This window comes from Streptomyces sp. NPDC091287, from assembly GCF_044768525.1.
Taxonomy (GTDB): domain Bacteria; phylum Actinomycetota; class Actinomycetes; order Streptomycetales; family Streptomycetaceae; genus Streptomyces.
The window spans coordinates 25013-50520 of the sequence record NZ_JBIVUV010000034.1; the positions used below are offsets into that span (position 1 = coordinate 25013).

Consider the following 25508-nt stretch of genomic DNA (forward strand, 5'->3'; position numbering starts at 1 on the left):
CGGCAGAACTCAGGAGCCGGCGGTGAAGGACTCCGCCGCCGCGGCGACCTCGGCCGGCCGGACCACCTTCAGCCCACCGGCGGCGCCCGCGTCCGGCTTCATGATGACGCTCTCCCGGGTGGACGGGGCCTTCGGGTCCGAGAAGTCGTGCGACACCCCGAACTCGCTCCCGTACCCCTTGATCGTGAGCAGCGCCTTGTCGATGCCCTCGCGGGTGAGGTCCTTGTCGTCGCAGGCCTTCGACAGCGCCTCGCCGAACAGGGAGGCCGCCGTGTAACCGGCGACGACGCCGTTGTCGAGCACGTCCTTCGGGTACTGGGCGGCGTACTCCTTCGCGAGCTTGGCGGGGCCGTCGCCCGGGTCCCCGATGGGCAGCGTGGAGGCGGCGACGTAGTAGTCCTTGAGCAGTGCGGGACCCGCCTGGGTCTTCAACAGCTGTGGTGCGAAGGCCGAGTTGTTGCCGACGACCGGGACGTTGAAGCCGGTGGCCGCCGCGACGCCGACGAGCGAGGCCGCCTGGCGCGGGCCCGCGCTGACGATCACGGCCTTGACCCCGGCCTGCTTGAGGGCGGCGACCTGGGCCGTCATGTCGTTGTCGGTCGGCTTGATCTTCTGCTCGACGACGGTGAGCCCGGCCTCCTTCGCCGCGTGCTTCGAGCCGACGAGCGCGTTCTCGCCGTAGTCGCCCTCGAAGTACACATGACCGATCTTGTCGCCCTGGGCGATGCGCTTCTCGGCGAGGAGATAGTCGATGAGGTTGATCGTCTCGACGTCGTAGGTGGCGCCGATGACCCGGACGTACGGGGAGCCCAGCAGATTCGCCGACCAGGCCTGCGGCAGCACGAGGCCCTTGTCCTGGCCGTCGATGCGCTGCTCGACGGCGGCGACGAACGGGGAGCCGATGAACTGGGCGAAGCCCACCACCTTCGGCTCCAGCTCGGTGTACGCGGCGATCGCCTTCTGCGGATCGTATCCGTGGTCGCGGACCGTCAGTTCGATCTTCCGGTCGCAGATGCCGCCCTCGTCGTTCGTCTGCTTGACCCACAGCTGCTGCGCCTGGGTGACGCTCTTGCCCAGCGAGGCGTAGACGCCGGTCATGTCGGTCAGCACGCCGAGGGAGATCGTCGAGGAGGAGACCCCGGGACCCGTCTTGATCCCGCCCTCGCCCTCCTCGGCGGCTTTCCCGTCGGTCGCCTTGCCGCTGCACCCGACGAGGGTGACGGCGAGGGTCGCGACCACGGCCGTGAGCACTCTGAGTTTCATGACTTCTCCCCTGGATTCTTCGGAGCCTGTGACTGCTTGGGAACCGCTGACCGCTTCGTGGCCTTCGGCCCGTTCGGAGCCGCGGGCTTCTTCGCGCGTGCGAGGCCCAGGCGGGCGAGGCCACCGGGCAGGAACAGGACCACCGCGACCACCGCGGCGCCGTACAGATAGCGGGACGCCTCACCGGGCGCCAGCCCGCCCGTGCCGGGGGCGGAGACCAGCGGCAGGGAGTCGCTGTAGTGCGTGAACACCTGCGGGAGCAGGGTGACGAAGGCGGCGCCGATCACGGCGCCGGCGACGCTGCCGAGCCCGCCGATGACGATCATGGCGAGGTATTCGAGGGAGAGGATCATGCCGAAGTACTCGGGCACGGTCCGCTGGAAGACCAGGGCGAGCAGGACGCCCGCGAGGCCCGCGTACATCGAGGACAGGACGAAGACGCCGGCCCGGTAGCGGGCCACCGGCACGCCCATCACCCCGGCCGCGATCCGGTGGTCGCGGATGGCGTTCATCGCGCGGCCGGGCCGGCCGCGCAGCACCCCCCGGGCGAACAGCGCGCTCAGCAGGAGCGCGGCCAGGCCCACGTACCAGAGCTTCTCCGAGGAGCCGAACGGCACGGCGGCGACCACCACTTCGGTGTCGTCGAAGGTGAAGCCGAACAGCGAAAGCGGCGGTACGGCCCGGCCGTTGTAACCGCCGGTCAGCGAGCCCGCGTTGAACAGGACGTGCTGCCCGATGAAGATCAGCGCGAGGGTCGCGATGCCGAGGTACGCGCCGCGCAGCCGGCCGGCGATGGGGCTGAAGAGCCCGCCCGCCGCTCCGGCGAGCAGCACGGCGAGGATCGCGGCCAGCCAGGTGGGCAGCCCGAGCCCGGTCAGCGTGTGCCCGTTCTCGGTACTGCTCACGCCCGCCAGGACGGAGTAGCCGTACGCGCCGACGGCGAGGAAGAACGCGTGGCCCATGGAGAGCTGCCCGGTGGCTCCGGTGAGCATGTTGAGCCCGATGGCGCCGATCGCCGCCGCCATCGCGAACAGTCCGGCCTGGAGCCAGAAGCGGTCCAGGTAGAAGGGGAGGACGAGGAGCAGGAGGGAGCCGATGAGGACGGCGTACGTACGGGGCCTGCGCAGCCGTTCGGTGAAGCCCTCGCCGCGGGTGGGTGCGGGGGCCGGCGCGGCAGGGGCTTCGGGGGCGGGGGCGGCTTCGGAGGTGGTGTCAGACACGGGCCAGCTCCTTCGTGCCGAAGAGGCCCGCGGGCCGGATGAGCAGGACCGCCACCATCACCACGTAGGGCGCCAGGTCGCCGATGCCCCGGCCGAGGAAGGCGAGGTCGCTCTGGTAGCCGGTGGCGAGCGACTCGGTGACGCCGACGATGAGCCCCCCGGCGAGCGCCCCGGTGGTGGAGTCGAGCCCGCCGAGGATCGCGGCGGGGAACGCCTTGAGCGCGGCGAGCGAGGTGGCACGCTCCAGGCCCGGGGTCGGGAACACGGTGAGGAAGAGGGCGGCGACGGCGGCGAGTGCTCCGGCGACCGCCCACGCGGCGAGCGAGACCCGCCCCAGCTTGATGCCCATGAGCGCCGCCGTCTGCGGGTTCTCGGCGGCGGCCCGCATCGACACGCCCCACGAGGTGTAGCGGAAGGCGAGCAGGAACACCGTGATCAGCAGCCCGGCGGCGAGGAACGCGGCGATCCGGGTCTGGGCGAGGGTGATGCCGCCGACGGAGACGACCTCGTCGCCCCAGGGGTCTCCGAGGGCGAGCACGTCCGTGCCCATCCGGCGGGTGAGTTCGGTGATCAGGAGGATGTCGACACCGATGGTGACGATGGCCAGGACGCTCTGGTCACTGCCCCGGTAGCGGCGCATCACGAAGAACTCGATGCCCGCCCCGACGGTCGCCGCCCCCGCGATCCCGACGAGCAGCGCGGGCCAGAACCCGATGTCGTCGTGGAGCACGGCGGTGACGTAGCCGCCCGCCAACAGCAGCGACGCGTGGGCGAAGTTGACGACCTCGGTGGCCTTGAAGATGACGACGAACCCGAGCGCGATGAGTGCGTAGACCGAGCCGATCGACAGGCCGCCGAGGAGGAGTTCGACGAACGTGGTCATTGAGGTGCTCCCAAGTAGGCCTGGACGACGGCCGGGTCGTTCTGGACCTCGGCGGGGGTGCCCCCGGCTATCCGTCGTCCGAAGTCGAGTACGGTCACCGCGTCCGCGAGCCGCATCACCACCCCCATGTCGTGCTCGACCAGCACGATGGAGATGCCGAGGCTGTCGCGTACGTCGGCCACGACCGCCGCGGTGCGGCGGCGCTCAACCGCGGTCATCCCGGCGATCGGTTCGTCCAGCAGCAGGACCTTCGGCTCCATGCACAGGGCGCGGCCCAGCTCGACGAGCTTCTGCTGCCCGTACGGCAGTGATCCCGCCGGGCGCTCCAACTCCTTGTCGAGACCGATGAACGCGGCGATCTCCCGGACCCGTTCGCGGTGGCGCCGTTCCTCCCGGGCGGCGGAGGGGAGCCGCAGGCCGGTGGCGACGAACCCGGAGCGGGTCAGCCGGTGCCGGCCGAGCAGGAGGCTGTCGGCGACGGTCGCGTGCGGGGGCAGCGCCAGGTTCTGGAAGGTGCGCGCCACCCCGAGACCCGCGATGGTGTGCGGCGCGAGTCCGGTGAGATCGGTGTCGCCGAGGCGGACGTGTCCGGAGGTGGCGCGGTAGACGCCCGACAGGACGTTGAAGCAGGTGGACTTGCCCGCGCCGTTGGGCCCGATGACGGCGTGCACACTGCCGGGTTCGACGGTGAAGGAGACGCCGTCCAGGGCGGTGAGCCCGGAGAAGCGGACGGTGACGTCCTCGACGGCGAGCGCGGCCGTCGTGCTGTGCGCGGAGGCCGTGGCGGTGGTGGTCACGCGGACCACCTGCTCAGGGTGCGGCGGTTCCGGGCGGCCGGGTCGGCGTCCGCCGCCGCGTCCTCGTCGACGACGCCGAGGTAGCGGCGGCGGACCTCGTCGGACGCGGCGAGTTCGTCGGCGGGCCCGGACAGGGCGACCTCGCCGACGTCGAGGACGTACGCCGTGGAGGCGAGCCGCAGGGCGATCGCCGCGTTCTGCTCGACGAGCATGACGGAGGTGCCGGCCGCGTTGATCTCCTGCACGGTCTCGGCGATCCTGGCCGCCATCAGCGGGGCCAGGCCGAGCGAGGGCTCGTCCAGCAGGAGCAGCCGCGGGCCCGCCATCAGGGCGCGGCCCATCGCCAGCATCTGCTGCTCGCCGCCGGACAGCAGCCCGGCCCGCTGGTGCGCGCGGTCGGCGAGCACCGGGAACAGCTCGTGGACCCGGGCCAGCGCGGCGCCCGTCGCCCGTCGCCCGCCGCGTGCCCCGAGGGCTCCGGCCCGCAGGTTGTCGGCCACCGTCATCCGGGCGAAGACCTGCCGGCCCTCCGGCACCTGGACCACTCCCGCGGCCACCACCTGGGCGGGCCGCAGCCCCTCCAGGGGGCGGCCGTCGAACCGGATGGTTCCGGTGCCCGTCCCGCGGTGGAAGCCGAGGGTCCGCGACACGGCCCGCAGCAGCGTGGTCTTGCCCGCGCCGTTGCCGCCGAGTACGGCGGTGATCCCGCCGTCCGGCACATCGACGGAGATGTCGCGCAGCGCCCGGACCGGGCCGTAGCCGACGGACAGCGCGCGGATCTCTAGCGTTGCCATGCGTCCTCCTCCTTCCGCCTTGTCGTCCCGTGTTCACCTGTCGTGCTCATCGGTGAAGGCGTGGCGTCGTGTGTGGTGCCACAGACCAGCACCGGGCGGGACGTGCGTCCACGGCGCGGGACCGACTCGATGCGGGCGACCAGCGAACGAAGGGCCTCGTTGTGCACGCGCACAGACGCGGTGACGGGCGGGCGCCCGCCCGTACGGCCGCTGGCATCCTCATCGGTCATCAGGGACGCCCGGACCCGGGGGACGGAGCGGCGGATGCGGCGTGGGACGCGGTACGGGGCGCTGCTCGGCCCGCTGCTGGCGGGCGGGGCGCCGCCGGACCTGGTGGAGCGTGCGGCGCGCGGCCTCGGGCTGCCGGAACGGGGGCGTTACGCGGTGGTGGTGCTGGGCACGCCCGTTCCGGAGGCCGCGGTGGCGGAGGGCCCGGACGGGGACGGGGCGCGCTGGTGGTGGTGCGGTGCGGGGGACGGGGACGTCGCGGTGGTGCTGCTGGGTGCGGCGGGACCTGCCGGGGCGGTGGCGCGGCTCGGGGAGCACGGTGCGGGCCCGGGAGGCATGAGTCCGGTGGTGGGCTCGCCGGGGCAGCTGGGCTCGGCACGGCGGCTCGCGGGCACGGCGCTGCTGACGTGCGCGCCCGGCAGCCGGGAGGTCGTACGGCTCGACGAGCGGCTGCCGACGGCCCTGCTGGTGAGCGGCCCGGAGCTGTCGGCCCGGCTCCTAGCGGAGGTGTTCGGTCCGCTGCTGGCGCTGGTTCCGGCGGAGCGTGCGGTGCTGGTGGGGACGCTGGAGGTGTGGCTGGAGTGCGAGGGTTCGGTGGGGCGGGCCGCGGTACGGCTGCGGTGTCATCGCAACACCGTGTTCAATCGGCTGCGGCGGCTGGAGCGGTTGACCGCGCGCTCGCTGTCCCGGCCGCGTGAGCTGGTCGACCTGGTGCTGGCGCTGGACGTACTGAGGCTGTCGTCGGCGCCGCCATGAGGCGGGGGCGTGGGGCGGGGCGCGATGGCCCGGGGCGGGGCGGGAACCCGCGGAGCGGCGCGGGGTGCACGTGGGGCGGGGTGCGGCGCGGGGTGCACGTGGGGCGGGATGCGGCGCGGGAACGCACGGGTGTACGTGGGACGGGGAGCGGGAACGTGCAGCGCGGGGCCGGGGCCAGGCGGGAACGCGCGGAGCGAATGCGCGCGGCTCCGGGGGCGCGGGGCCGGCACGCGCGGCGCGGGGCGCGATGGCCCGGCGTGCGGGAGGGGCCCGGCGTCTGTCCCCGGGCCCCTCCCTGTGCTCTCCCCGTGCGCCTGGCCCGCGGACGCCTGACCCGCGGACCGTGATCCGCGGACCGTGATCCGCGGACCGTGATCCGCGGACCGTGATCCGCGGACGGCCGCTTCGCGTCAGCGCAGCAGGAAGTCCCGGGCGATCGACTCCGCAGCCCGCTCCAGCAGCGGCCCGGCCTGGGCCATGGACACCGCCGGGTCCGGTTCCAGCTCGGCCAGGGCGTAGGCGCGGCGGATGCCCGCCTTCTCCAGGGCCTCCGGGGGCAGGGCGAGCCGGCCGCAGACCGCGACGACCTCGATTCCGGCCGCGCGGGCGGCGGCGGCGACCCCGGCCGGGGCCTTGCCGTGCAGCGTCTGTTCGTCCAGCGAGCCCTCGCCCGTGATGACCAGGGTGGCGCGGGCGAGCGCGGGGGCGAAGCCGAGCACGTCGAGCATCACCTCGATGCCGGGGCGGAAGCGGGCACCGAGGGCGACGAGCGCCCCGTAGCCGATGCCCCCGGCCGCGCCCGCGCCGGGCAGGGCCGCCGTGTCCGGGCCCAGGATCGAGGCGTAGTGCGCCAGGGCCGCGTCGAGGACCGCGATGTCCTCCTCGCTCGCGCCCTTCTGGCGGCCGTACACCTCGGGCGCGCCCTTGGGCCCCGTCAGCGGGTTGTCCACGTCGCTGGCCAGGACCAGGTCGATGTCCGCCAGCCGGGGGTCGAGCCCCGAGAGGTCGGCCTCGGCCAGCTCCGCGAGAGGGCCGCCACCGGGGCCCACGGGCTTGCCGTCCGCGTCCAGGAAGCGGGCTCCGAGCGCGGCGAGCATGCCCGCGCCACCGTCCGTGGTGGCGCTGCCGCCGACCCCGAACACGATCGTCGTCGCCCCCGCCTCCAGGGCGGCCAGCAGCAGCTCGCCCGAGCCGTACGTGGTGGCCGTGAGCGGGGCGAACACCCCGTCGGGCAGGTGCTGGAGGCCCGAGGCCTCGGCCATCTCCACCACGGCGGTGGACCCGCGCAGCGCGTACGCCGCCGTCACCGGGTCCCCGAGAGGACCGGTCACCCGGGCCTCGCGGCGCTCGAATCCGGCGGCCACCGCCGCCGCGACCGTACCGTCGCCGCCGTCCGCGACCGGCAGGGTCTCCACCCGCACGTCGGGGACGACGCGCCGCAGCCCGGCCGTCACCCGCTCCGCGACCTGCACGGCCGTGAGCGAGCCCTTGAACTTGTCCGCCGCCACGAGCACGCGGGCGGTCTCCACATCTGCTCCGTCCGTCACCTTGCATCCCTTGCTTTCGAACAGGCAGTCGCGCCGCCCCGACCTTATCCGCACGCCCCCTGATCTGCCCATGGCCGTCCACGCCCGTGCGGTCCGGCCCGCGCCACTACGCTGTCGGCCGTGACGACTCCCGATGCCGACTACGCCGTGTACATCGCCGGGCTCCCCCGGGTCCTGTCAGGCGCCGCCTCGCTCTTCCGTGACGCCGAGGGACGGCTCCTTCTCGTCGAGCCGAACTACCGCGAGGGCTGGGCGCTGCCCGGTGGGACCGTCGAGTCGGAGGCGGGTGAGGGGCCCCGGCAGGCCGCGCGGCGCGAGACGGCGGAGGAGATCGGCCTCGACCTGGCGCCGGGACGGCTGCTCGCCGTGGACTGGGCGCGGGGCGCCGACCGACCGCCGATCGTGGCGTACCTGTACGACGGCGGGGTGCTCACCGCGGACCAGCTGGCGGCGATCCGGCTCCAGGAGGAGGAGTTGCTGTCCTGGCGGCTGGTGGCGCCGGCCGATCTGGACGGCTTTCTGCTCGGCGCGCTCGGGGGCCGGGTACGGGCGGCGCTGGAGGTACTGGGGTCCGGCGCCGGGACCGTGGAGCTGGAGGACGGCGAGCCGGTCGCGTGAGCGGCGCGGGACGCGGGGCGATCAGCCCTGCTGGGCCTCGGGCTTGATCTCCACGTCGCGCGCCGCGCCCTCGCGGTCGGCGACCAGGGCCTCGGTGCGGTGGCCGCGCGCGATGTAGTCGCGCACCACGAGTTCGACGGCGTCCTGGGGGTTCCCGACCCCCGCGAGCACCATCACTTCGACGACGAGTTCGGCATCCAGACTGACGTTCACCTTGGCCATGCGCGGACCTTACCCCGGTGCGTTCCGCACGCGCGCCGCATTCCCCCGAGAGCTCGCGCCGACCGTCGTGGCCACCATCCGGCCCGGCCCCGCTATGGGGTCGGCCGCCATCGCCGCGAGCCGTCACCGGTTCCTAGTCTCGTGCGCAGTCGACGAGGCGAGAGGTGGACGGATGAGCAGGGACAAGGTGGTCGCCGACGCGGCGGACGCGGTCGCGGACATCGGGTGCGGGGCGTCGCTGGCCGTGGGCGGATTCGGGCTGTGCGGCATACCCAGTGTGCTGATCCACGCGCTGCTGGAGCGGGGCGCCGGTGAGTTGAGGGTGGTGTCCAACAACTGCGGGGTGGACGACTGGGGCCTGGGCCTCCTGCTGCGGGAGGGGCTGATCTCGCGGATGACCAGCTCCTACGTGGGGGAGAACAAGGAGTTCGCGCGCCAGTACCTCCAGGGTGAGCTGGAGGTGGAACTCGTCCCCCAGGGCACTCTCGCGGAACGGTTGCGGGCCGGCGGTTCGGGCATCCCGGCGTTCTACACGCCGGCCGGCGCGGGCACCGTGATCGCGGAGGGCGGTCTGGCCTGGCGCCACGGCGCGGACGGTTCCGTCGCGGTGGCCTCGCCGCCCAAGGAGAGCAGGACCTTCGGCGGGCGCGAGCACATCCTGGAGGAGGGCATCACCACCGATTTCGCACTGGTGCGCGCGGCCGTGGGCGACCGGCACGGGAACCTCCGCTTCGACTCCTCCGCCCGTAACTTCAACCCGCTCGCCGCGATGGCCGGACGCATCACCGTGGCGGAGGTGGAGGAGCTCGTCGAGCCCGGCGAACTCACCCCCGACGACGTCCATCTGCCCGGGATCTTCGTCCAGCGGGTCGTCCCCGTCGGGACGGCCGACCCGCGCGCCGAGAAGCGCGTCGAGCACCGTACCGTCCGCACCGCCCAGGAAGGGACCGCCTGAGATGCCGCTGACGCGTACGCGGATGGCGGCCCGCGCCGCCGGGGAGCTGGCCGACGGCGCCCATGTCAACCTCGGCATCGGTCTGCCGACGCTGATCCCCGACCACCTGCCGGACGGCGTCGAGGTGGTGTTCCACTCGGAGAACGGACTTCTCGGCGTCGGCCCCTACCCCGTCGCGTCCGAGGTCCGGCCCGACCTGATCAACGCGGGCAAGGAGACGGTGACCCTGCTGCCCGGGGCGTCCTGTGTCGACTCCGCTCTCTCCTTCGCGATGATCCGGGGCGGGCACATCGACGTCGCGGTCCTGGGGGCGATGCAGGTCTCCGCCTCCGGCGACCTCGCGAACTGGGTGATTCCCGGCAAGATGATCAAGGGGATGGGCGGTGCCATGGATCTCGTCCACGGCGCCCGGCACGTCATCGTGTTGACGGAGCACACAGCGCGCGACGGTTCCCCCAAGCTGCTCGGGGAGTGCACGCTGCCCCTCACCGGCCGGGGTGTGGTGCACCGGATCATCACCGATCTCGCGGTTCTCGACGTCACCCCCGACGGTTTCCTGCTGCGGGAACTGGCCGCCGGGGTGACGGTGGATCAGGTCCGCTCCGCGACCGGGGCGGACCTGGCCGTGGCGCACGGGCTCGCGTCGATGGCCGGAGCGCCGTCCCGGCCGCCCCTCGGGGCTGTCACGTAGCAGCAGGGGCGGGCGCCCCGCAAGGGGTGGCGGCCCCCGGCTCCCCGGCGGGCTGTGGAGGGCGCCGCCATTCCCGGGCCGCCCGCCCGCTCCCTACGGTGACCGCACCCCGGCCGCACCGCCGCCGTTCTACCGGCGGCGCGCGGCAGGGGTCACGGGATCACGGGCGATCCCGTGCGCCGTCCTACGGGAGGTCACCATGTCGTACGTCGTGCCGTCGCAACCGGACGCGCCCGAGACCCCACCGCCGCCCCCGCCGCCGCCGGGAACGGAACGCGGCGGGCACCGGCGCCGTGTCGCCGGCCGGCTCGCCGTCGTCGCCGGCCGGCTCGCCGCCGTCGTCGCCCGGCTCGCCGCCGTCGTCGCCCGGCTCGCCGTCGTGGTCGCCCTGGCCGCAGGAGCGGCGCAGGCCGGCCCGGCGGCGGCCACCGAGGCACGAGCGGCGGCGGCCGCCTCCCTGGAGCGCGTCACCGCCTTCGGGGCCAACCCCGGCAACCTGACCATGTACGTGTACCGGCCCGCGGCCCTGCCGGCGGACGCGCCCGTGGTCGTCGCCCTGCACGGCTGCACCCAGAGCGCGCAGGTGTACTCCGACAACGCCGGGCTCAACACCTTCGCCGACCGCCACGGATTCCTGGTCGTCTACGCCGAGACCACCACCGCCAACAACGCCAACAAGTGCTTCAACTGGTTCCAGCCGGGCGACACCCGGCGCGGGCAGGGCGAGGCCGCGTCGATCCGGCAGATGGTCGCCCATGCCGCGTCCGCCTACGGGGCGGACGGCCGGGCCCGGGTCACAGGGCTCTCGGCGGGCGGGGCGATGACCTCGGTCATGCTGGCCGCCTACCCGGAGGTGTTCGCGGCGGGCGCGGTCGTCGCGGGCACCCCCCACGGCTGCGGAGTCGACGTGGTGTCGGCGTTCGGCTGCATGAGTCCCGGCGTGGACCGGACCCCCGCGGCATGGGCGCGGGCCGTCCGGGACGCGTACCCCGGATACGCGGGCCCCTGGCCCCGCGTGAGCATCTGGCACGGGGACAACGACACGACCGTCGTCCCGAGGAACGCCGATGAGCTGCGGGACCAGTGGACAGCGGTGCACGGGCTCGACCAGTCGCCGGACCGGACCTCCACCGTCGGCCCCAACAGCACCCGCAGGGACGCGTACCTGTCGGCAGACGGCGAGAGCGTCGTCGAGGTCAACAGGGTGCCGGCCATCGCCCACGGCACTCCGGTCGATCCGGGTGGCGGCGGCGAGCAGTGCGGAGCCACCGGCACCCAGCACTTCATCGACTCGATCTGCTCCAGCCACTGGATCACCCGCTTCTTCGGGCTGGACGGCGGCACCGTCCCCGAACCGCCCGTGGACCCGCCCACCGAGCCCACCGCCTGCTGGACGGCGAGCAACTACGAGCACGTACGCGCCGCACGGGCCACCACCACCGGCGGATACGTGTACGCGAAGGGCTCCGGCCAGCAGCTGGGGCTCTACAACACCTTCGTGACGCACACCCTCAAGGAGTCTCCGGCGGGCCACTACGTCCTCGCCGACTCCGCCTGCCCCTGACACCGCTCACCCCACGGAGGCCCGGGCCCGCCAAGCTGCTCGACCGCTGCCCGCTGGACCAGTAGCCGCTCCACTCGCACCCGGGTGGCGATACCCACCACCCCGCGCCCGCTCGCTGTGGAGATCCACACCATGGGATGTCCGGCCAGGTGTCTCTAGCGTTTCCGGCCATGACGAGCCAATTTCACGCAGCTTCCGGTTCCTCCGCGCCGGGCGCCGGGGCCGTGGACCTCAGGGGGCGTACTGCCCTGGTCACCGGCGGCGGCAGCGGCATCGGGCGGGCCACCGCCGAGGCGCTCGCCGGGGCCGGCGCCCTCGTTCACGTGGTCGACCGCGAGGCCGGGAGCGCCAAGTCCGTCGCCGCCGCGATCGGTGGCGTGGCCCACGTCGTGGACCTGGCCGAACCCGAGGCGATCGGAACGCTGCCGACCGGTGTGGACGTCCTGGTCAACAACGCCGGGCTGCAGCACGTGGCGGCCATCGAGGACTTCCCGCCGGACCGCTTCGAGCTGATCCAGAAGGTGATGGTGACCGCCCCTTTCCTGCTGATGCGGCACTGCCTCCCGCACATGTACGCCGGGGGGTGGGGCCGGATCGTCAACGTCTCCAGCATGCACGGACTGCGGGCCAGCGCCTTCAAGTCCGCCTACGTCGCGGCCAAGCACGGCCTGGAGGGGCTGAGCAAGGTGGCCGCTCTGGAGGGCGCCCCGCACGGGGTGACCAGCAACTGCGTCAACCCCGGATATGTGCGCACGCCGCTGGTGGAGGGCCAGATCGCGGGCCAGGCCGCCGCGCACGGGATCCCCCCGGAGGAGGTCGTCACCGACATCCTCCTGGACCGGTCCGCGATCAAGCGGCTGATCGAGCCCGAAGAGGTCGCCGCGGTCTGCCGCTGGCTCTGCGGCCCCCACACCGGCTACATCACCGGCGTCTCGCTCCCCGTCGACGGAGGCTGGGGCGCCCACTGACCCCATCTCCGCCACGGTCCCCCACCGTCGGCGCCGGCTCCACCCGCTCGTACCTCTTCATCCGTTCGTACCTCTTCATCCGTTCGTACCGCTGCACCCGTTCGTACCGCTCGCGACTCCGCCCCGACCCGCACCCCCGTCCCTGACCGCCCTGCCAATGAAACGCGGTGACTCCACCATGGGTTCCCCCAGTTCCGTCCAGCCCCCCAGAGGCAAGATCGGCCGCATCGTCGCGGCCAGCCTCGTCGGCACCACCATCGAGTGGTACGACTTCTTCCTCTACGGCTCGGCTGCCGCGCTCGTGTTCAACACCCTCTTCTTCCCCAGCAGCGATCCGCTGGTCGGCACGCTGCTGGCCTTCCTGACCTACGCGGTCGGCTTCGCCGCCCGTCCGCTCGGCGGCGTCGTCTTCGGCCACTACGGCGACAAGATCGGCCGCAAGAAGCTCCTGGTGCTCAGTCTGCTCATGATGGGCGGCGCGACCTTCGCCATGGGGCTGCTCCCCACCCATGCGAGCATCGGCGTCTGGGCGCCGATCCTGCTCACCGTCCTGCGCCTGGTCCAGGGCTTCGCCCTCGGCGGGGAATGGGGCGGAGCGGTGCTGCTCGTCTCCGAACACGGCGGCGACGAACGCCGTGGTTTCTGGGCCTCGTGGCCGCAGTCCGGTGCGCCCGGCGGCAATCTGCTGGCGACCGGCGTCCTCGCGCTGCTGGCCGCCGTCCAGTCCGACGAGGCGTTCCTCGCCTGGGGCTGGCGCATACCGTTCCTGCTGTCCGGTGTCCTCGTCATGATCGGTCTGTGGATCAGGATCTCGGTCGAGGAGTCCCCGGTCTTCCTGGAGGCGCAGCGGAAGTCGGCCGCCGCGGCCGAGCAGGGCGTCAAGGAACAGGCCCCGGTCGTCCAGGTGTTCCGCAGGAGCTGGCGCGAGGTGCTCCTCGCGATCGGCACGCGCTTCGGCGAGAACATCTCGTACTACATCCTCACCGCCTTCCTGCTGGTCTACGTGACCGTGCACCTGGAGATGTCCAAGAGCGACGCCCTCAACGCCGTCCTGATCGGCTCCGCGGTGCACTTCGTCACCATCCCGCTGTGGGGTGCGCTCTCGGACCGGCTGGGCCGCCGCCCGGTCACGCTGATCGGCGCGGTCGGCATGGCGTTCTGGGCGTTCGGCTTCTTCGCGCTCCTGGACACCAAGTCCTTCCCCGTCATCGTGTCCGCGGTCACCGTCGGCCTGCTGCTGCACGGTGCGATGTACGGTCCGCAGGCGGCCTTCATCTCGGAGATGTTCGACACGAAGGTCCGCTACTCGGGCGCCTCGATGGGCTCCCAGCTCGCCTCGATCATCGGCGGGGCCCTCGCCCCGCTCATCGCGGTGGAGCTGCTCAAGGACTACGAGTCGTCGGTCCCGATCTCCGTCTATCTCTGCTTCGCCTCACTGGTCACCGCGGTGACGGTCTGGGTGGCCAAGGAGACCCGCGGCCGCGACCTCACCAAGGACGGCCTCGACGACGCCGTCCCGGCGGCGCCGGCCGCGGCCGTCAAGGACTCGGTCCCCCTCGGCCACTGATCCCACGCCCTCCCGCGCACCGCTCCCCGCGGTGCTCGGGAGGGCCGTCCCCGTTGCCCGCTCGGCCCCTCCCGGGAGGCGATCACCGTATGCTCACCGGCGTGACACCACCGGCCGCCCAGCACTCCGCGCCCGCCCTGCGCCGGCTCCTCGACCTGCTGGCCCGGGGTGCGGCGGCCGAGGAGTTCGACCTGCCGGCCGCCGCCGCCCGGCAGGCGGGGGCGTCCGAGGCCGAGCTGGCCGAGATCGCCGAGGCCGCGGCCGTGGCGCTGCGTATCCGGCGCACCCTCGGCCAGCACCGGGTGCGCGAGGCGCAGCTCACCGCCCTGTTCGACACGGCCAGCGACCTGGCAGCCCTGCGCGATCTGGACGCCGTCCTGCGGGCCATCGTCCACCGGGCGAAACTGCTGCTCGGCACGGACGTCACCTACCTCTCGCTCAACGACGACGCCGCGGGCGACACCTACATGCGGGTCACCGACGGGTCGGTGGCCGAGGCCTTCCAGCGGGTACGGCTCGGCATGGGCGAGGGCCTGGGCGGACTGGTGGCCCAGACCGCCCGCCCGTACGCCACCGGGGACTACCAGGCCGACACCCGGTTCCACCACACCACCACCATCGACAGCGCCGTTCTGGACGAGGGCCTGCGGGCGATCCTCGGTGTGCCGCTGCGCCTCGGCGCCCGCATCATCGGGGTGCTGTACGCGGCCGACCGGGCGCCCCGCGAGTTCACCGCCACCGAGGTGGCGCTGCTCTCGTCCCTGGCCGACCACGCCGCCATCGCCATCGACGGGGCGCGGCTACTGGAGGAGACCCGGGCCGCGCTGGTCGACCTCAACGCGGCGTCGGAGACCATCCGGACGCACAGCGAGGCGATGCGCCGCGCCGAGGAGGCCCACGACCAGCTCACCGACCTCGTCCTGCAGGGCGGCGGCGCCGACGACGTGGCGGCGGCCCTCGCCGACATCCTGGACGGCGGGATCCTCATCCATGACGCGGACGGCGCCGAACTGGCCCGCGCCCGCACCGAGCCGCTGCCGCAGCCGATCCCCGCGGTGTCCGCGTCCCGGGCCAGGGGCCGGGCCGTTCCGCTGGCCGGTACCTGGGTCTGCGCCGTCCTCGCCGGCCCCGAGCTCCTCGGCTCCATCGCGCTGACCGGCCGGGCGGGACTGGCGGACGCCGACCGGCTCCTGTTCGAGCGCGCGAGCGTCGTCACCGCGCTGCTCATGCTGTTGCGCCGCTCGGTCGCCGAGACGGAGGACCGGGTACGGGGCGAGCTGCTGGGCGATCTGCTCTCGCGCACCGGCGACCCGGGCACCCTGACGGCCCGCGCACGCCGGCTGGGCGTCAACCTGGGCGGGCGGCACAGTGTGTTCGTCGCGCACAGCGAGGTGGCCCCCCGCCACCGGCTGCTGGCCGCGGCCGCCCGGAGCGCGCAGGCCCGCAACGGTCTGGCCGGGCTGCACCACGACCACATCGTCCTGGTGGCGCCGTCCGACGCGCCGGGGCCGGCCGCCCAGGCGCTCGCCGCCGAACTGGGCCAGGCGGTCGGCTTCCCCGTCACGGTCGGCTCGGCGGGCCCCGCCACCGGTCCGGCCGAGCTGCCGCGCGCGCACAGCGAGGCCGACCGCTGCCTCTCCGCGCTGCGCGCCCTCGGCCACACCGGGAGCGGCGGGGCCGTCGGGGACCTCGGGTTCATCGGCGTGCTGCTGGGCGACCAGGCGGACCTGGGCGGCTACGTGCACCGGACGCTGGGGCCCGTACTCGACTACGACAGCCGGCGTGGCACCGATCTCGTCACCACTCTGGACGCCTATTTCGCCCAGGGGGCGAGCCTCACCCGGACCAAGGACCTGCTCCACGTCCATGTGAACACGGTGGTGCAGCGGCTGGAGCGCATCGGCCGGCTCCTCGGCCAGGACTGGAACACGCCTGCCCGCACCCTGGAGATCCAGCTGGCTCTGCGGCTCCACCGCCTGACGCGGGGCCTGTGACGCGAAGAGCTCCGGGCCCCGCTGGAGGGCGTCAGCCGTCCAGACCCGCCCGGACCCGGCGCGAGGGCTGGAAGACGTAGAGGTCGAGGATGTCCGGGGCATCCGCGAGCCCCGGGCCGCCCGCCGCCGCCCACGTCACGATGTCCTGCTCGGCGTGCTCGTCGTTGACCAGGCCCAGCCAGACCGGCCGGCCCCCGGCTCGGCGGCCCTCGGCGGAGGGCTGCACGACGATGACGTTGCCCTGCTCGCAGGCGTCCAGGCACTCGACCGCCCGTACGGTGGCGGCGCCCTCCAGGCCGGTGCGCAGCCGGGTCAGCTGGGCCGCGTGGTCGACGCCCGGGATCTTCTCCGTGCCGCAGCAGCAGCCCCGGCAGACGCTGACGGTGGGCCGGGGGGTGCCCTGGGCGGGCACGTCCTTGCGGGGGCGGCGGCTCATGGGGGCACTTCCCGTCGCGGTGGGGTGGAGTCGGATGGCGGCGGACCACCACGGGCCGGGTGATCATCACGATGCTACCGAGGTGCTCACGGTTCGAACACCAGCACCCGGGCCCGGACGGGTGGGGTAGTGTTGACGGCTGCGAAGGGGAGTAGCCCCGCAAACCGGTCGTCGACATACTGGAGCCTTCGGGTTCCCGGTGGCCGGGCTCGTGTGTCCTGCGAAGGACTGCCACGGGCGGGCGAGACCTTCGGTCCTGTATGACACGTCCACGTCCTGTGGGCGGAGCCGTCATGCCGGGCCGAGTGGTCCTCCGAAAAGCCCGAGCGGCGCTTCGCGAAGATCCGGGGCCCGGCTCGAACAGAAAGCCACCCGGAATGCACCTCGACCCTCTGGCGATCATCACCGCCTTCGGGCTGATCTTCCTCGCGGAGCTCCCCGACAAGACGATGTTCGCGTCGCTGGCCATGGGCACACGGATGCGGCCCCTCTACGTGTGGTTCGGCACCTCGTCCGCGTTCGTCGTGCACGTCGCCATCGCCGTCGGCGCGGGCAGCCTCATCGGGCTGCTGCCCGACTGGATCGTCAAGCTCGTCTCGGCCTCGCTCTTCGCGTTCGGCGCGTTCATGCTGCTGCGCGGCAGCGGCGGGGACGACGACGAGGACGCCGAGGTGAAGACCGTGACCGGGTTCTGGCCGGTCTACACGACCGCGTTCATGGCGGTCTTCATCAGCGAGTGGGGCGATCTGACGCAGATCACCACCGCCAACCTCGCGGCGAGCAACGGCACCTGGTCCACGGCGATCGGTGCGGCCGCCGCCCTGATGTCCGTCTCGGCGCTGGCGCTGTTGGCGGGCCGGTTCATCGCGAAGCGCGTACCGCTGAAGACCGTGCAGCGGATCGGCGGGATCTGCATGCTGGGCCTCGCCGTCTGGACGGCCGTGGAGATCTTCACCGGTTGAGGAGCGCGAGGGCGGGGCGTACCGGCTGCGGCACGCCCCGGCCCGCTCTCAGAACAGCGCCTGCACCCCGTGCTCCGTGCCCCCGCTCTCGAAGGCGAGCAGCCGCTGCTTGCGGTCCAGGCCGCCGCCGTAGCCGGTGAGGCTCCCGGAGGCTCCGATCACCCGGTGGCACGGCACGATGATTCCGACGGGGTTCTTGCCGTTGGCCAGTCCTACCGCCCGCGAGGCGCCCGGTTTTCCGAGCTCCTCGGCCAGTTCGCCGTACGTACGGGTCTCGCCGTACGGGATCTTCCGCAGCTCCGCCCACACGCTCCGCTGGAACGGCGTGCCCGCCAGGCTCAGCGGGAGGTCGAAGGTGGTGCGGTGGCCGGCGAAGTACTCGGTGAGCTGCTGGATCGTCTCGGCGAAGGGCTCCGGATCCGGGACGCCGAAGTTCTCCTGGGGCGGGCGGTGGCGCTGGTCGGTCATGTAGAGGGCGGAGAGAACTCCGTCGGTGGCGACGAGCGTGAGCGGGCCGTAGGGGCTGTCGAGGACCGTGTGCTGCTTGGTCACCGGTGAGATGGGGGTGGTGCTGGTCGTGGTCATGGGAGCCGTGTCCTTGTCAGCGTCGGGCGTCAGACGGGCAGGTGGTTGATGGGGTGGTCGTCCACCGTCCAGAGGTACTGCACGGCGTACGCCCGCCAGGGGCGCCAGTCGACGGCCCGTGCGGTGAGGGCGGCGGGGGTGACCGGCAGGCCCAGCCGCTCGGCCGCCCGGCGGATGCCGAGGTCGGTGGGGAGGAAGGCGTCGGGGTCGCCGAGGGCCCGCATGGCGATGGACTCGACCGTCCAGGGGCCGAAGCCGGGCAGGGCGGCCAGTTCGGCGCGGGCCCGCTCCCAGTCGGTGTCGGTGTCGAGCCGCAGCCGGTCCTCCGCGAGGGCCGCGACGAGCGTGGTGAGGGTCGTTCGGCGGGTGCGCGGCAGGGCCAGGGCCTCCGGGTCGAGTCCCGCCAGCGCCTCCGGGGTCGGGAAGAGGTGCGTCAGCCCGCCCTCGGGGTCCTCGACCGGGACGCCGTGGGCGGTGACCAGCCGGGCGGCGTGGGTGCGGGCGGCGGCGGTGGAGACCTGCTGGCCGAGCACCGCGCGTACGGCGAACTCCGCCCCGTCCACCGTGCGGGGCACCCGGCGGCCGGGGCCCGCGTCGACCAGCGGGGCGAGCAGCGGGTCGGTGCGCAGTTGCGCGTCGACGGCGACCGGGTCCGCGTCCAGGTCGAGGAGCCAGCGGCAGCGGCTGATGGCCCGGGTGAGGTCGCGGGGGTCGGTGAGGGAGAGCCGGCAGGCGATGTGGTCGGGCGCCGGACTCAGGGCGACGACGCCGTGCCCGTACGGGAGGGTGAGGGTGCGCCGGTACGCGCCGTCCCGCCACTCCTCGACGCCGGGGACGGCGGTCGCGGCGAGGTGGCCGAAGAGGTTGCTGGGGTTGAGCGGGGCCCGGTACGGGAGGCGGAGCGCGATGACACCCGGTACGGCGGCGGGCCGGGGGCCCCGGGCGGCTCGGGTGCGCAGGTCGCCGGGGGCCAGGCCGAAGACCTCGCGGACCGTCTCGTTGAAGGTGCGGATCGAGGAGAAGCCGGCGGCGAAGGCGACCTGGGCCATGGGCAGCGCGGTCGTCTCGATGAGGAGGCGGGCGGTCTGCGCCCGCTGGGCGCGGGCCAGGGCCAGCGGGCCGGCGCCCAGCTCGGCCAGCAGTTGGCGTTCGATCTGCCGTGCGGAGTAGCCGAGCCGGGAGGCGAGCCCGGGTACGCCCTCGCGGTCGACGACCCCGTCCCGGATCAGACGCATGGCGCGGGCGACCGAGTCGGCGCGGGCGTTCCACTCGGGGGAGCCGGGGCTGGTGTCGGGGCGGCACCGCTTGCAGGCCCGGAATCCGGCCTGCTGGCAGGCGGCGGCGCTGGGGTAGAAGGTCATGTTGCGGACCTTGGGCGGCACGACGGGGCAGCTGGGGCGGCAGTAGATCCGGGTGGTCAGGACCGCGGTGAAGAACCAGCCGTCGAAGCGGGCGTCCTTGGACTGGACGGCCCGCACGCAGCGCTCGGTGTCGGTGTGCATGGTTCCAGGATGGTGCACCGGTCAGCGGCTTGGCTGGCGGAAATCCGACAGGGTCCTCACGCGGAAATCCGACAGCCGCCCGAACCCGTCCGGTGGCCGCGGGGCACGGGGCTTTCGGGGCGCGGAGCGCGAGGGACGGCCTCAGCGCATCGCGAGGACTTCCTCGAACTCCACGTACGCGTGGGCGTCGAAGAGGACGAAGCGCACCTCTTCCACCGGCTCCACGGTCTCCGCCAGGACCGTGCGTACGGCGATCTTGGCCCCGTCGTCCATCGGCCAGCCGTAGATACCGGTGGAGATCGCCGGGAACGCGATGGACCTGGCCCCCAACTCGGCTGCCAGGCGCAGGGATTCGCGGTAGCAGGAGGCGAGCAGGGCGGAGCGGTCCTGGGCGCCGGAGAAGACCGGACCGACGGTGTGCACGATCCATCGGGCGTCGAGGCGTCCGGCGGTGGTGGCGACGGCCTGCCCGGTGGGCAGTCCCTTCCCGTAGTGCGAGGCGCGCAGTTCACGGCAGGCGGCGAGGATGTCGGGCCCGCCGCGCCGGTGGATGGCGCCGTCGACTCCGCCGCCGCCGAGCAGCGAGGAGTTCGCCGCGTTGACGATGACGTCGACGGACTGGTCGGTGATGTCGCCGCGGACCAGACGTACGGCGGGGGAGACAGAGGTGCTCATGCGGACATCATGCCGCGCACCGGGGGCCTTCGCCGCCCGGTCCGTTCAGGAGGCCCGCAGCCTTCGCCATACGGCCTTGGCGGCGTGGTGGCCGGACATGCCGTGGACCCCGGGTCCGGGCGGGGTGGCCGAGGAGCAGAGGAAGACCGCGGGGTGCGCGGTGGCGTAGGGGACGCGGGCGAGTTTGGGGCGGATCAGCGTCTGGAGGCCGGCGAAGGCTCCGCACGCGATGTCGCCGCCGACGTAATTGGCGTTGCGCGCGGCGATCCGGGGCGGGCCGGCGAGAGCGCGGGCGAGCACCAGGTCGCGGAACCCCGGGGCGAAGCGCTCCAGTTGACGTTCGATGACGTCGGTCGCGTCGCCCTCCCAGCCCGCCGGGACGTGCCCGTACACCCAGAAGACATGGCGTCCTTCGGGGGCCCGGGAGGGGTCGATCAGACTGGGCTGGGCGGTGATGAGGAAGGGGACGCTCGGGTCGCGGCCCTCGACGGCCGCCTTCAGCGCGGTGTCGATGGTCCCGGCGTCCGGGCCGATGTGGACGGTGCCCGCGCGGCGGGCCTCGGACGCGGTCCAGGGGACGGGGCCCGACAGCGCGTAGTCGATCTTGAAGGCGGAGGCGCCGTAGCGGTAGCGGTGGTACGCGGAGCCGAGGCCCGCGATCCGGGCGAGCGCGGAGGGCGAGGTGTCGAAGATGTAGGCGCGGGCGGGCGGCAGTTCGTCCAGGCGCTTGACCTCGCTGCCGGTGCGGATCGTGCCGCCCTGTTCGCGGAGGAAGGAGGCGAGGGCGTCGGAGATGGCCTGGGAGCCGCCGCGCGGCACCGGCCAGCCGTTCTCGTGGGCGGCGAGCGCGAAGACGAGGGCGATGGCCGAGGTGGCGAATCCGCTGGTGGGAGCTATGGCGTGGGCGGCGAGGCCGGCGAAGAGGCCGCGGGCCTTCTCGCCGGCGAAGCGGCGGGAGACCCAGGTGGCGGGCTGGAGTCCGAGCAGGCCGAAACGGGCCAGCCGGTAGGGGTCGCGGGGCAGGCCGCCCCAGGGGGTGCGCAGGAAGTCGGCGGCCAGGGTGTCCCAGCGGCCGACGAAGGGAGCCACGAGGCGGCGGTAGGCCCCGGCGTCGGCGGCCCCCAGCGACATTGCGCTCTCCCCCACCGAGCGGGTCAGCGTGGCCGCGGTGCCGTCCGGGAAGGGGTGCGCGAGGTCGACCTCGGGGTGCAGCCACTGAAGTCCGTGCCGGTCGAGCGGCATGCCCCGGAACGCGGGCGAGCCGATCGCGAGGGGGTGCACGGCGGAACAGGGGTCGTGCCGGAACCCCGGGAGGGTCAGCTCCTCGGTGCGGGCTCCCCCGCCGACCGTGTCGTGCGCCTCGTGGACCTCCACCGCGAGGCCCCGGCGGGCCAGTTCGGCCGCGGCGGTCAGTCCGTTGGGACCCGCGCCCACCACGACCGCATCGAGCATCGACGGCACCTTGGGACTCCTTCGTCGGCCGGCAGTCGGACCTCCAGGGTATTCGCCGCCACCGACCGTGCGGACGCGGGTACCCCGGGTTCCCGGTCGGGCGGGTCAGCCGTCCGTGCGCAGGGCGGAAAGGACGCGCTGGGCGGTGGCCTCGTCGCGGGCCGCCGTGAACGGCAGGTCGTTGCCGCCCGCGATACGGAACGGGGCGCCGGACAGGGTCGACTGCGCGCCGCCCGCCTCGGTGACCAGGAGGAGGCCCGCGGCGTGGTCCCAGGCGTACTCCCAGTTGAAGGCGGTGGCGTCCAGGGCGCCGCGGGCGACGGCGAGGTACTCGAGTCCGGCCGAGCCGCAGGGGCGGGCCGCGATGGATTCGGTGCGCAGGCCGAGCAGGGCCCGCTTCTGGGCCTCGGTGGTGTAGTCGGGGTGCGACATCGCCACGTTCAGCACGGCGCCGGGTGCGGGCGCCCCGGAGCGTATCGGCACCCCGTTGAGTGTGGCGCCCCGGCCGCGTACGGCGACGGCCATCTCGTCCCGGACCGGTGCGTATGTCCAGGAGGCATGCACCTCGCCGTGGAGGGCGAGGGCGACCAGGGTGCAGAAGCCGGCCTCGCCCCGGACGAACTGGCGGGTGCCGTCGACCGGGTCGACGATCCAGACCGGGGCGTCGCCGCCGAGGGCGTCGTAGACCGCCGGGTCGGCGTGCACGGACTCCTCACCGACGACGACCGAGCCGGGCAGCAGCTTGGTGAGGGCGGCGGTGAGGTGTTCCTCGGCCAGCCGGTCGGCGGCGGTGACGAGATCGTGGGGGCCGCTCTTCTCGATGATCTCGTGGGCGGCGAGCTTCCGGTGGCGCGGCATGATCTCGGCCGCGGCGGCGGCGCGCACGGCGGCCTCGACCTCGGCCTGCGGTCCGGTGTGCCCGGCGGTCCCGTACAGGAAGTCATCGATCATGGCTCCAGCTAAGCACGGCCGTACGAGCCCTCGTCCCCCGGGTGAATGCGGACATCTCCGGCGGGGCAATGAGGCGAGCCGGACGTCACCGTGCCCACATGCGCGAGTTCACCGAGTCGCCGAGCTCGGGAGTCCCGGCGGCGTAGCGCTCTGCCTCCCGAGTCCGCCGCACGGATGAGTCGGCCGCCCAAGTCCGCCGCACCGGATGAGTCGGCCGGCCGAGTCCGCCGCACCGGATGATTCGGACCGTCCGCCGGGGGCAGGCGATCCGCCGGACGGCCGATCGCCGCCGCCCCGTCGGAAGCCTCTTTCCGGCACACGTGGGCGGGAGGCGGATCCTGGGCGTGTTTCGAAAGTAGCGCCGTCCGCCCGGAGGGCGGGCTCGGCGGCGTCTGGTGCGTGCGATCGCAAGGCGGAGGGTCGCCCCGATACTGGACGTATCGGGGTGATCCCGACAACGCGGCGAGCGTGCGTGCCAGGCGTCGCCGAGCAGGCGGGACTTTCGAAACACGCCCCAGGCCTGGCCGGGCCTACGGTCGGCCTGGTCAGCCACCTCGACCCAACGGAGATGTACGACATGGCAAAGATCCTTTTCGTGGTGTCCGGCGCGGACCACTGGACCCTGGCGGACGGCACGGCCCACCCCACGGGTTTCTGGGCCGAGGAGGCCGTGGCTCCGTACCGGGCGTTCACCGACGCCGGGCACGAGGTCGTCGTCGCCACCCCGGGCGGCGTCGTCCCGACCGTGGACCGCGGCAGCCTGGCGCCCGACGTCAACGGCGGCCAGGAGGGTGCCGACGCGGTGGCGGCCGGTCTTGAGGCGTTCGAGGAGCTGCGGCGGCCGGTCGCACTGGAGGACGTGGACCCGGACGCGTACGACGCCGTCTTCTACCCCGGCGGTCACGGCCCCATGGAGGACCTCGCGGTGGACCCCGTCTCCGGGCGGCTGCTCGTCCGGGTGCTGGCTTCGGGCAAGCCGCTCGGTGTCGTCTGCCACGGCCCGGCGGCGCTGCTGGCCGCGACCGGCCCCGACGGCGGATCCGCGTTCGCCGGGTACCGGCTGACCGGCTTCACCAACACCGAGGAGACCCAGGCGGGCTTCGCGGACAAGGCCAAGTGGCTGCTCCAGGACCGGCTGGTGGCGCTGGGCGCGGACTTCCAGGAGGGCGAGCCCTGGGCGCCGTTCGTCATCACCGACCGGAACCTGATCACCGGTCAGAATCCGGCCTCCTCCGTCCCGTTGGCCGCCGAGCTGCTCAACCGGCTGGGCTGACCGGCCGATCGGCGGTGCGCCGCCCGGCCGGCCGGGACGTTCAGACCCAGTCGCGCCGTGCGGGCGGCTCACAGAGTTCCAGGACCACCTCGCCCGTCTCCGGCTCCTCCCCGGAGACGGGCCGGACGCGCGCGCCGACCGTCACCAGGTGCGGAGCCGCCCCCACGATCCGGCAGCGGAAGACGAACCCTTCGGAGAACCGCACGAGGGACTCGTTGCGCGCCGCCTCGGTGTAGCGGTGGACCACGGCGGTCCGGACGACCACTCCGTGGGCGGTGGTGCGTTCGGGCTCCAGTTCGCTCGACGCGCACACCGGGCACAGCAGCCGCCGGAATGAGGCGGTGCCGCACCAGCGGCAGCGGTTGTAGGAGAGGCCGCACTCCTCGTGCGCCTTCTGGACGGTGCCCATTACGGTGCCCATTGCTGTCTGGGACACGGCTCGACCCCCTGCGCTCGACTCGGACGCGCCGCACCTGCACTGCGGGCGCGTCCGCACCATATGGCACTCAGTGCCGGACCGTAAAGGCACTGAGTGCCCATTGGCACTCAGTTCTCGCCGACGGCCGCCTCGATCTGCTGCACGACACGCCACATCGAGGTGCCCTTCCGCGCGACCATCACGATCACCTCACCGTCGCCGGAGACGGGAAAGGAGGAAGCGGGAAAGGAGCCGGCGGGAAAGGAGCCGGCGGGCGGGGGAGCCGCGGGAAGGGGCGCGGTCGAGCCGGGCACGGGACCGCCCGGAAGCCCTTCCGCTCCCCCGCTCGCCCCTTCCGGCGATGGCGCGCCCGCCTCCGCGGCGGACCGCCCCCACACCTCGCGCACCAGGGCGAGCGCATGATCGACGGCCGCCTCGGGGTCTCCCTCGCCGCCCGAACGCAGCCACAGCCGAAGCCCGTTGTTGTGCGCGGCGACCACAGAGGCGGCGATCACCTCGGCCCTCAACTCCCCGTCGCCGCCCTCACCGAACCGGCCGCGGAGATGGCCGGCGAGGGTCTGCTCGTAACGGCGCACCACCGACAGTTCGTACGTCCGCAGCCCCGGCACCTCCCGGGTGAGGCGGTAACGCTGCACGGAGAACTCCGGGTTGGCCGCGTACATCCGCAGCACGATGCGGGCGGCGTCACACACCGCGCCGACCGGGTCACTGCCGTCGACGGCGGCCAGGAACTCGGTCATCTCGGCGAGGCAGCGCTCATGGTCCGGGAAGACCGCGTCCTCCTTGGACGGGAAGTAGCGGAAGAACGAACGCCGGCCCACCCCGGCCCGCGCCACGATGTCGTCCACGGTCGTCCGCTCGAAGCCCCGCTCCAGGAAGAGCTGGAAGGCCGCCTGCGCGAGCACCTCCCGCATGGGTGCCTTCTTCTCGGGTCCTCGCGCCTCGCTCATGCGGCGAAACGTAGCACCGGAAGGAGCAATTTGGCACTGCGTACCTTTACAGAGGGTACTGAGTGCCATAATCTGTCCATCCGTACGAATGACACCCAGGTGGGACCACACCCAGGTAGGCAGGAGAGCCGGCGTGAGCTTGAGGATCGTTGTCTGTGTGAAGTACGTGCCCGACGCGACCGGTGACCGGCGTTTCGCCGATGACCTGACGCTGGA

At 73.3% G+C, this 25508-nt stretch carries 25 protein-coding genes and 1 pseudogene; 11 read left to right on the forward strand and 15 right to left on the reverse strand.

Annotated elements, in window-relative coordinates; translation table 11 throughout:
• Nucleotides 1-9: 9 nt before the first annotated feature.
• From ACIQRW_RS37065 to ACIQRW_RS37085, 5 genes are read right to left on the reverse strand one after another with little or no spacing between them, the layout of a single operon-like run.
• A complete protein-coding gene (locus tag ACIQRW_RS37065) occupies nucleotides 10-1263 on the reverse strand; it encodes an ABC transporter substrate-binding protein (protein ID WP_403769432.1) in 1254 nt (417 codons plus the stop codon).
• Nucleotides 1260-2483 carry a branched-chain amino acid ABC transporter permease gene (locus tag ACIQRW_RS37070; protein WP_403769435.1) on the reverse strand — a complete coding sequence of 408 codons (1224 nt, stop codon included), beginning with the start codon at nucleotides 2481-2483 and terminating at the stop codon, nucleotides 1260-1262. Before ACIQRW_RS37070 ends, ACIQRW_RS37065 begins: the two co-directional genes overlap by 4 nt.
• The gene (locus ACIQRW_RS37075) at nucleotides 2476-3366 is read right to left on the reverse strand and encodes a branched-chain amino acid ABC transporter permease (protein ID WP_403769438.1); all 891 of its coding nucleotides are present in this window, start codon (nucleotides 3364-3366) and stop codon (nucleotides 2476-2478) included. Before ACIQRW_RS37075 ends, ACIQRW_RS37070 begins: the two co-directional genes overlap by 8 nt.
• Nucleotides 3363-4163 (reverse strand): ABC transporter ATP-binding protein, encoded by an 801-nt coding sequence (locus tag ACIQRW_RS37080; RefSeq protein ID WP_403769441.1) that lies wholly within the window; start codon nucleotides 4161-4163, stop codon nucleotides 3363-3365. Before ACIQRW_RS37080 ends, ACIQRW_RS37075 begins: the two co-directional genes overlap by 4 nt.
• Nucleotides 4160-4957 carry an ABC transporter ATP-binding protein gene (locus ACIQRW_RS37085; protein WP_215111361.1) on the reverse strand — a complete coding sequence of 266 codons (798 nt, stop codon included), beginning with the start codon at nucleotides 4955-4957 and terminating at the stop codon, nucleotides 4160-4162. Before ACIQRW_RS37085 ends, ACIQRW_RS37080 begins: the two co-directional genes overlap by 4 nt.
• Before the next feature lie 264 nt (nucleotides 4958-5221).
• On the opposite strand from ACIQRW_RS37085, the gene ACIQRW_RS37090 reads away from it, so the two are divergent.
• The gene (locus tag ACIQRW_RS37090) at nucleotides 5222-5941 is read left to right on the forward strand and encodes a PucR family transcriptional regulator (protein WP_403769444.1); all 720 of its coding nucleotides are present in this window, start codon (nucleotides 5222-5224) and stop codon (nucleotides 5939-5941) included.
• A gap of 410 nt (nucleotides 5942-6351) precedes the next feature.
• Here the strand turns inward: ACIQRW_RS37090 and ACIQRW_RS37095 are convergent, their stop codons facing one another.
• Entirely contained in the window at nucleotides 6352-7470 is a 1119-nt protein-coding gene (locus tag ACIQRW_RS37095) for a glycerate kinase (RefSeq protein ID WP_403769493.1), read from the reverse strand.
• 138 nt (nucleotides 7471-7608) lie between these two features.
• On the opposite strand from ACIQRW_RS37095, the gene ACIQRW_RS37100 reads away from it, so the two are divergent.
• A complete protein-coding gene (locus ACIQRW_RS37100; RefSeq protein WP_403769447.1) occupies nucleotides 7609-8106 on the forward strand; it encodes an NUDIX domain-containing protein in 498 nt (165 codons plus the stop codon).
• Nucleotides 8107-8127: 21 nt separating this feature from the next.
• Here the strand turns inward: ACIQRW_RS37100 and ACIQRW_RS37105 are convergent, their stop codons facing one another.
• Nucleotides 8128-8328 carry a type II toxin-antitoxin system VapB family antitoxin gene (locus ACIQRW_RS37105; protein ID WP_403769450.1) on the reverse strand — a complete coding sequence of 67 codons (201 nt, stop codon included), beginning with the start codon at nucleotides 8326-8328 and terminating at the stop codon, nucleotides 8128-8130.
• A gap of 172 nt (nucleotides 8329-8500) precedes the next feature.
• Between ACIQRW_RS37105 and ACIQRW_RS37110 the strand changes: the two genes are divergently transcribed.
• The 6 genes from ACIQRW_RS37110 to ACIQRW_RS37135 all read left to right on the forward strand — a co-directional run bounded on the left by ACIQRW_RS37110 (nucleotide 8501) and on the right by ACIQRW_RS37135 (nucleotide 16067).
• Nucleotides 8501-9283 carry a CoA transferase subunit A gene (locus ACIQRW_RS37110; protein WP_403769453.1) on the forward strand — a complete coding sequence of 261 codons (783 nt, stop codon included), beginning with the start codon at nucleotides 8501-8503 and terminating at the stop codon, nucleotides 9281-9283.
• Between the two features lies 1 nt (nucleotide 9284).
• On the forward strand, nucleotides 9285-9974 hold the full coding sequence (locus ACIQRW_RS37115; protein ID WP_403769456.1) for a 3-oxoacid CoA-transferase subunit B: 690 nt from the start codon (nucleotides 9285-9287) through the stop codon (nucleotides 9972-9974).
• Between the two features lie 199 nt (nucleotides 9975-10173).
• A complete protein-coding gene (locus tag ACIQRW_RS37120) occupies nucleotides 10174-11538 on the forward strand; it encodes a PHB depolymerase family esterase (protein WP_403769458.1) in 1365 nt (454 codons plus the stop codon).
• A gap of 170 nt (nucleotides 11539-11708) precedes the next feature.
• Nucleotides 11709-12506 (forward strand): 3-hydroxybutyrate dehydrogenase, encoded by a 798-nt coding sequence (locus tag ACIQRW_RS37125; RefSeq protein ID WP_403769460.1) that lies wholly within the window; start codon nucleotides 11709-11711, stop codon nucleotides 12504-12506.
• A 178-nt stretch (nucleotides 12507-12684) separates the two neighbouring features.
• Nucleotides 12685-14073: an MFS transporter gene (locus ACIQRW_RS37130; protein WP_403769463.1), complete on the forward strand. Its 1389-nt coding sequence runs from the start codon at nucleotides 12685-12687 to the stop codon at nucleotides 14071-14073.
• Nucleotides 14074-14162: 89 nt separating this feature from the next.
• On the forward strand, nucleotides 14163-16067 hold the full coding sequence (locus tag ACIQRW_RS37135) for a helix-turn-helix domain-containing protein (protein WP_403769465.1): 1905 nt from the start codon (nucleotides 14163-14165) through the stop codon (nucleotides 16065-16067).
• A gap of 31 nt (nucleotides 16068-16098) precedes the next feature.
• Here ACIQRW_RS37135 and ACIQRW_RS37140 read toward each other — a convergent pair whose 3' ends face one another.
• Nucleotides 16099-16503, reverse strand: a complete 405-nt coding sequence (locus tag ACIQRW_RS37140) for a (2Fe-2S) ferredoxin domain-containing protein (RefSeq protein WP_361326531.1) — start codon at nucleotides 16501-16503, stop codon at nucleotides 16099-16101.
• 377 nt (nucleotides 16504-16880) lie between these two features.
• On the opposite strand from ACIQRW_RS37140, the gene ACIQRW_RS37145 reads away from it, so the two are divergent.
• A complete protein-coding gene (locus ACIQRW_RS37145; protein WP_397917280.1) occupies nucleotides 16881-17465 on the forward strand; it encodes a TMEM165/GDT1 family protein in 585 nt (194 codons plus the stop codon).
• A 48-nt stretch (nucleotides 17466-17513) separates the two neighbouring features.
• Here ACIQRW_RS37145 and ACIQRW_RS37150 read toward each other — a convergent pair whose 3' ends face one another.
• The 5 genes from ACIQRW_RS37150 to ACIQRW_RS37170 all read right to left on the reverse strand — a co-directional run bounded on the left by ACIQRW_RS37150 (nucleotide 17514) and on the right by ACIQRW_RS37170 (nucleotide 22630).
• Nucleotides 17514-18050: a methylated-DNA--[protein]-cysteine S-methyltransferase gene (locus ACIQRW_RS37150; protein WP_403769469.1), complete on the reverse strand. Its 537-nt coding sequence runs from the start codon at nucleotides 18048-18050 to the stop codon at nucleotides 17514-17516.
• 29 nt (nucleotides 18051-18079) lie between these two features.
• Complete coding sequence (locus ACIQRW_RS37155; protein ID WP_403769472.1) at nucleotides 18080-19552, reverse strand: AlkA N-terminal domain-containing protein; 1473 nt, start codon at nucleotides 19550-19552, stop codon at nucleotides 18080-18082.
• Between the two features lie 141 nt (nucleotides 19553-19693).
• Nucleotides 19694-20227, reverse strand: a complete 534-nt coding sequence (locus tag ACIQRW_RS37160) for an O-acetyl-ADP-ribose deacetylase (RefSeq protein ID WP_018955169.1) — start codon at nucleotides 20225-20227, stop codon at nucleotides 19694-19696.
• Between the two features lie 45 nt (nucleotides 20228-20272).
• Nucleotides 20273-21688, reverse strand: a complete 1416-nt coding sequence (locus tag ACIQRW_RS37165; protein ID WP_403769475.1) for a phytoene desaturase family protein — start codon at nucleotides 21686-21688, stop codon at nucleotides 20273-20275.
• Nucleotides 21689-21784: 96 nt separating this feature from the next.
• Nucleotides 21785-22630, reverse strand: a complete 846-nt coding sequence (locus ACIQRW_RS37170; RefSeq protein ID WP_403769478.1) for an inositol monophosphatase family protein — start codon at nucleotides 22628-22630, stop codon at nucleotides 21785-21787.
• A 577-nt stretch (nucleotides 22631-23207) separates the two neighbouring features.
• On the opposite strand from ACIQRW_RS37170, the gene ACIQRW_RS37175 reads away from it, so the two are divergent.
• Complete coding sequence (locus ACIQRW_RS37175; protein WP_403769481.1) at nucleotides 23208-23903, forward strand: type 1 glutamine amidotransferase domain-containing protein; 696 nt, start codon at nucleotides 23208-23210, stop codon at nucleotides 23901-23903.
• A 40-nt stretch (nucleotides 23904-23943) separates the two neighbouring features.
• On the opposite strand, the gene ACIQRW_RS37180 is transcribed toward ACIQRW_RS37175, so the two are convergent.
• Together ACIQRW_RS37180 and ACIQRW_RS37185 are read right to left on the reverse strand one after the other, a co-directional pair.
• Nucleotides 23944-24312, reverse strand: coding sequence for a Zn-ribbon domain-containing OB-fold protein (locus ACIQRW_RS37180; protein WP_403769496.1), 369 nt, complete (start codon nucleotides 24310-24312; stop codon nucleotides 23944-23946).
• Nucleotides 24313-24449: 137 nt separating this feature from the next.
• On the reverse strand, nucleotides 24450-25256 hold the full coding sequence (locus tag ACIQRW_RS37185; RefSeq protein ID WP_403769499.1) for a TetR family transcriptional regulator: 807 nt from the start codon (nucleotides 25254-25256) through the stop codon (nucleotides 24450-24452).
• Nucleotides 25257-25425: 169 nt separating this feature from the next.
• Between ACIQRW_RS37185 and ACIQRW_RS37190 the strand changes: the two are divergent.
• Nucleotides 25426-25508: pseudogene (locus ACIQRW_RS37190) on the forward strand (electron transfer flavoprotein subunit beta); the annotation flags it as partial.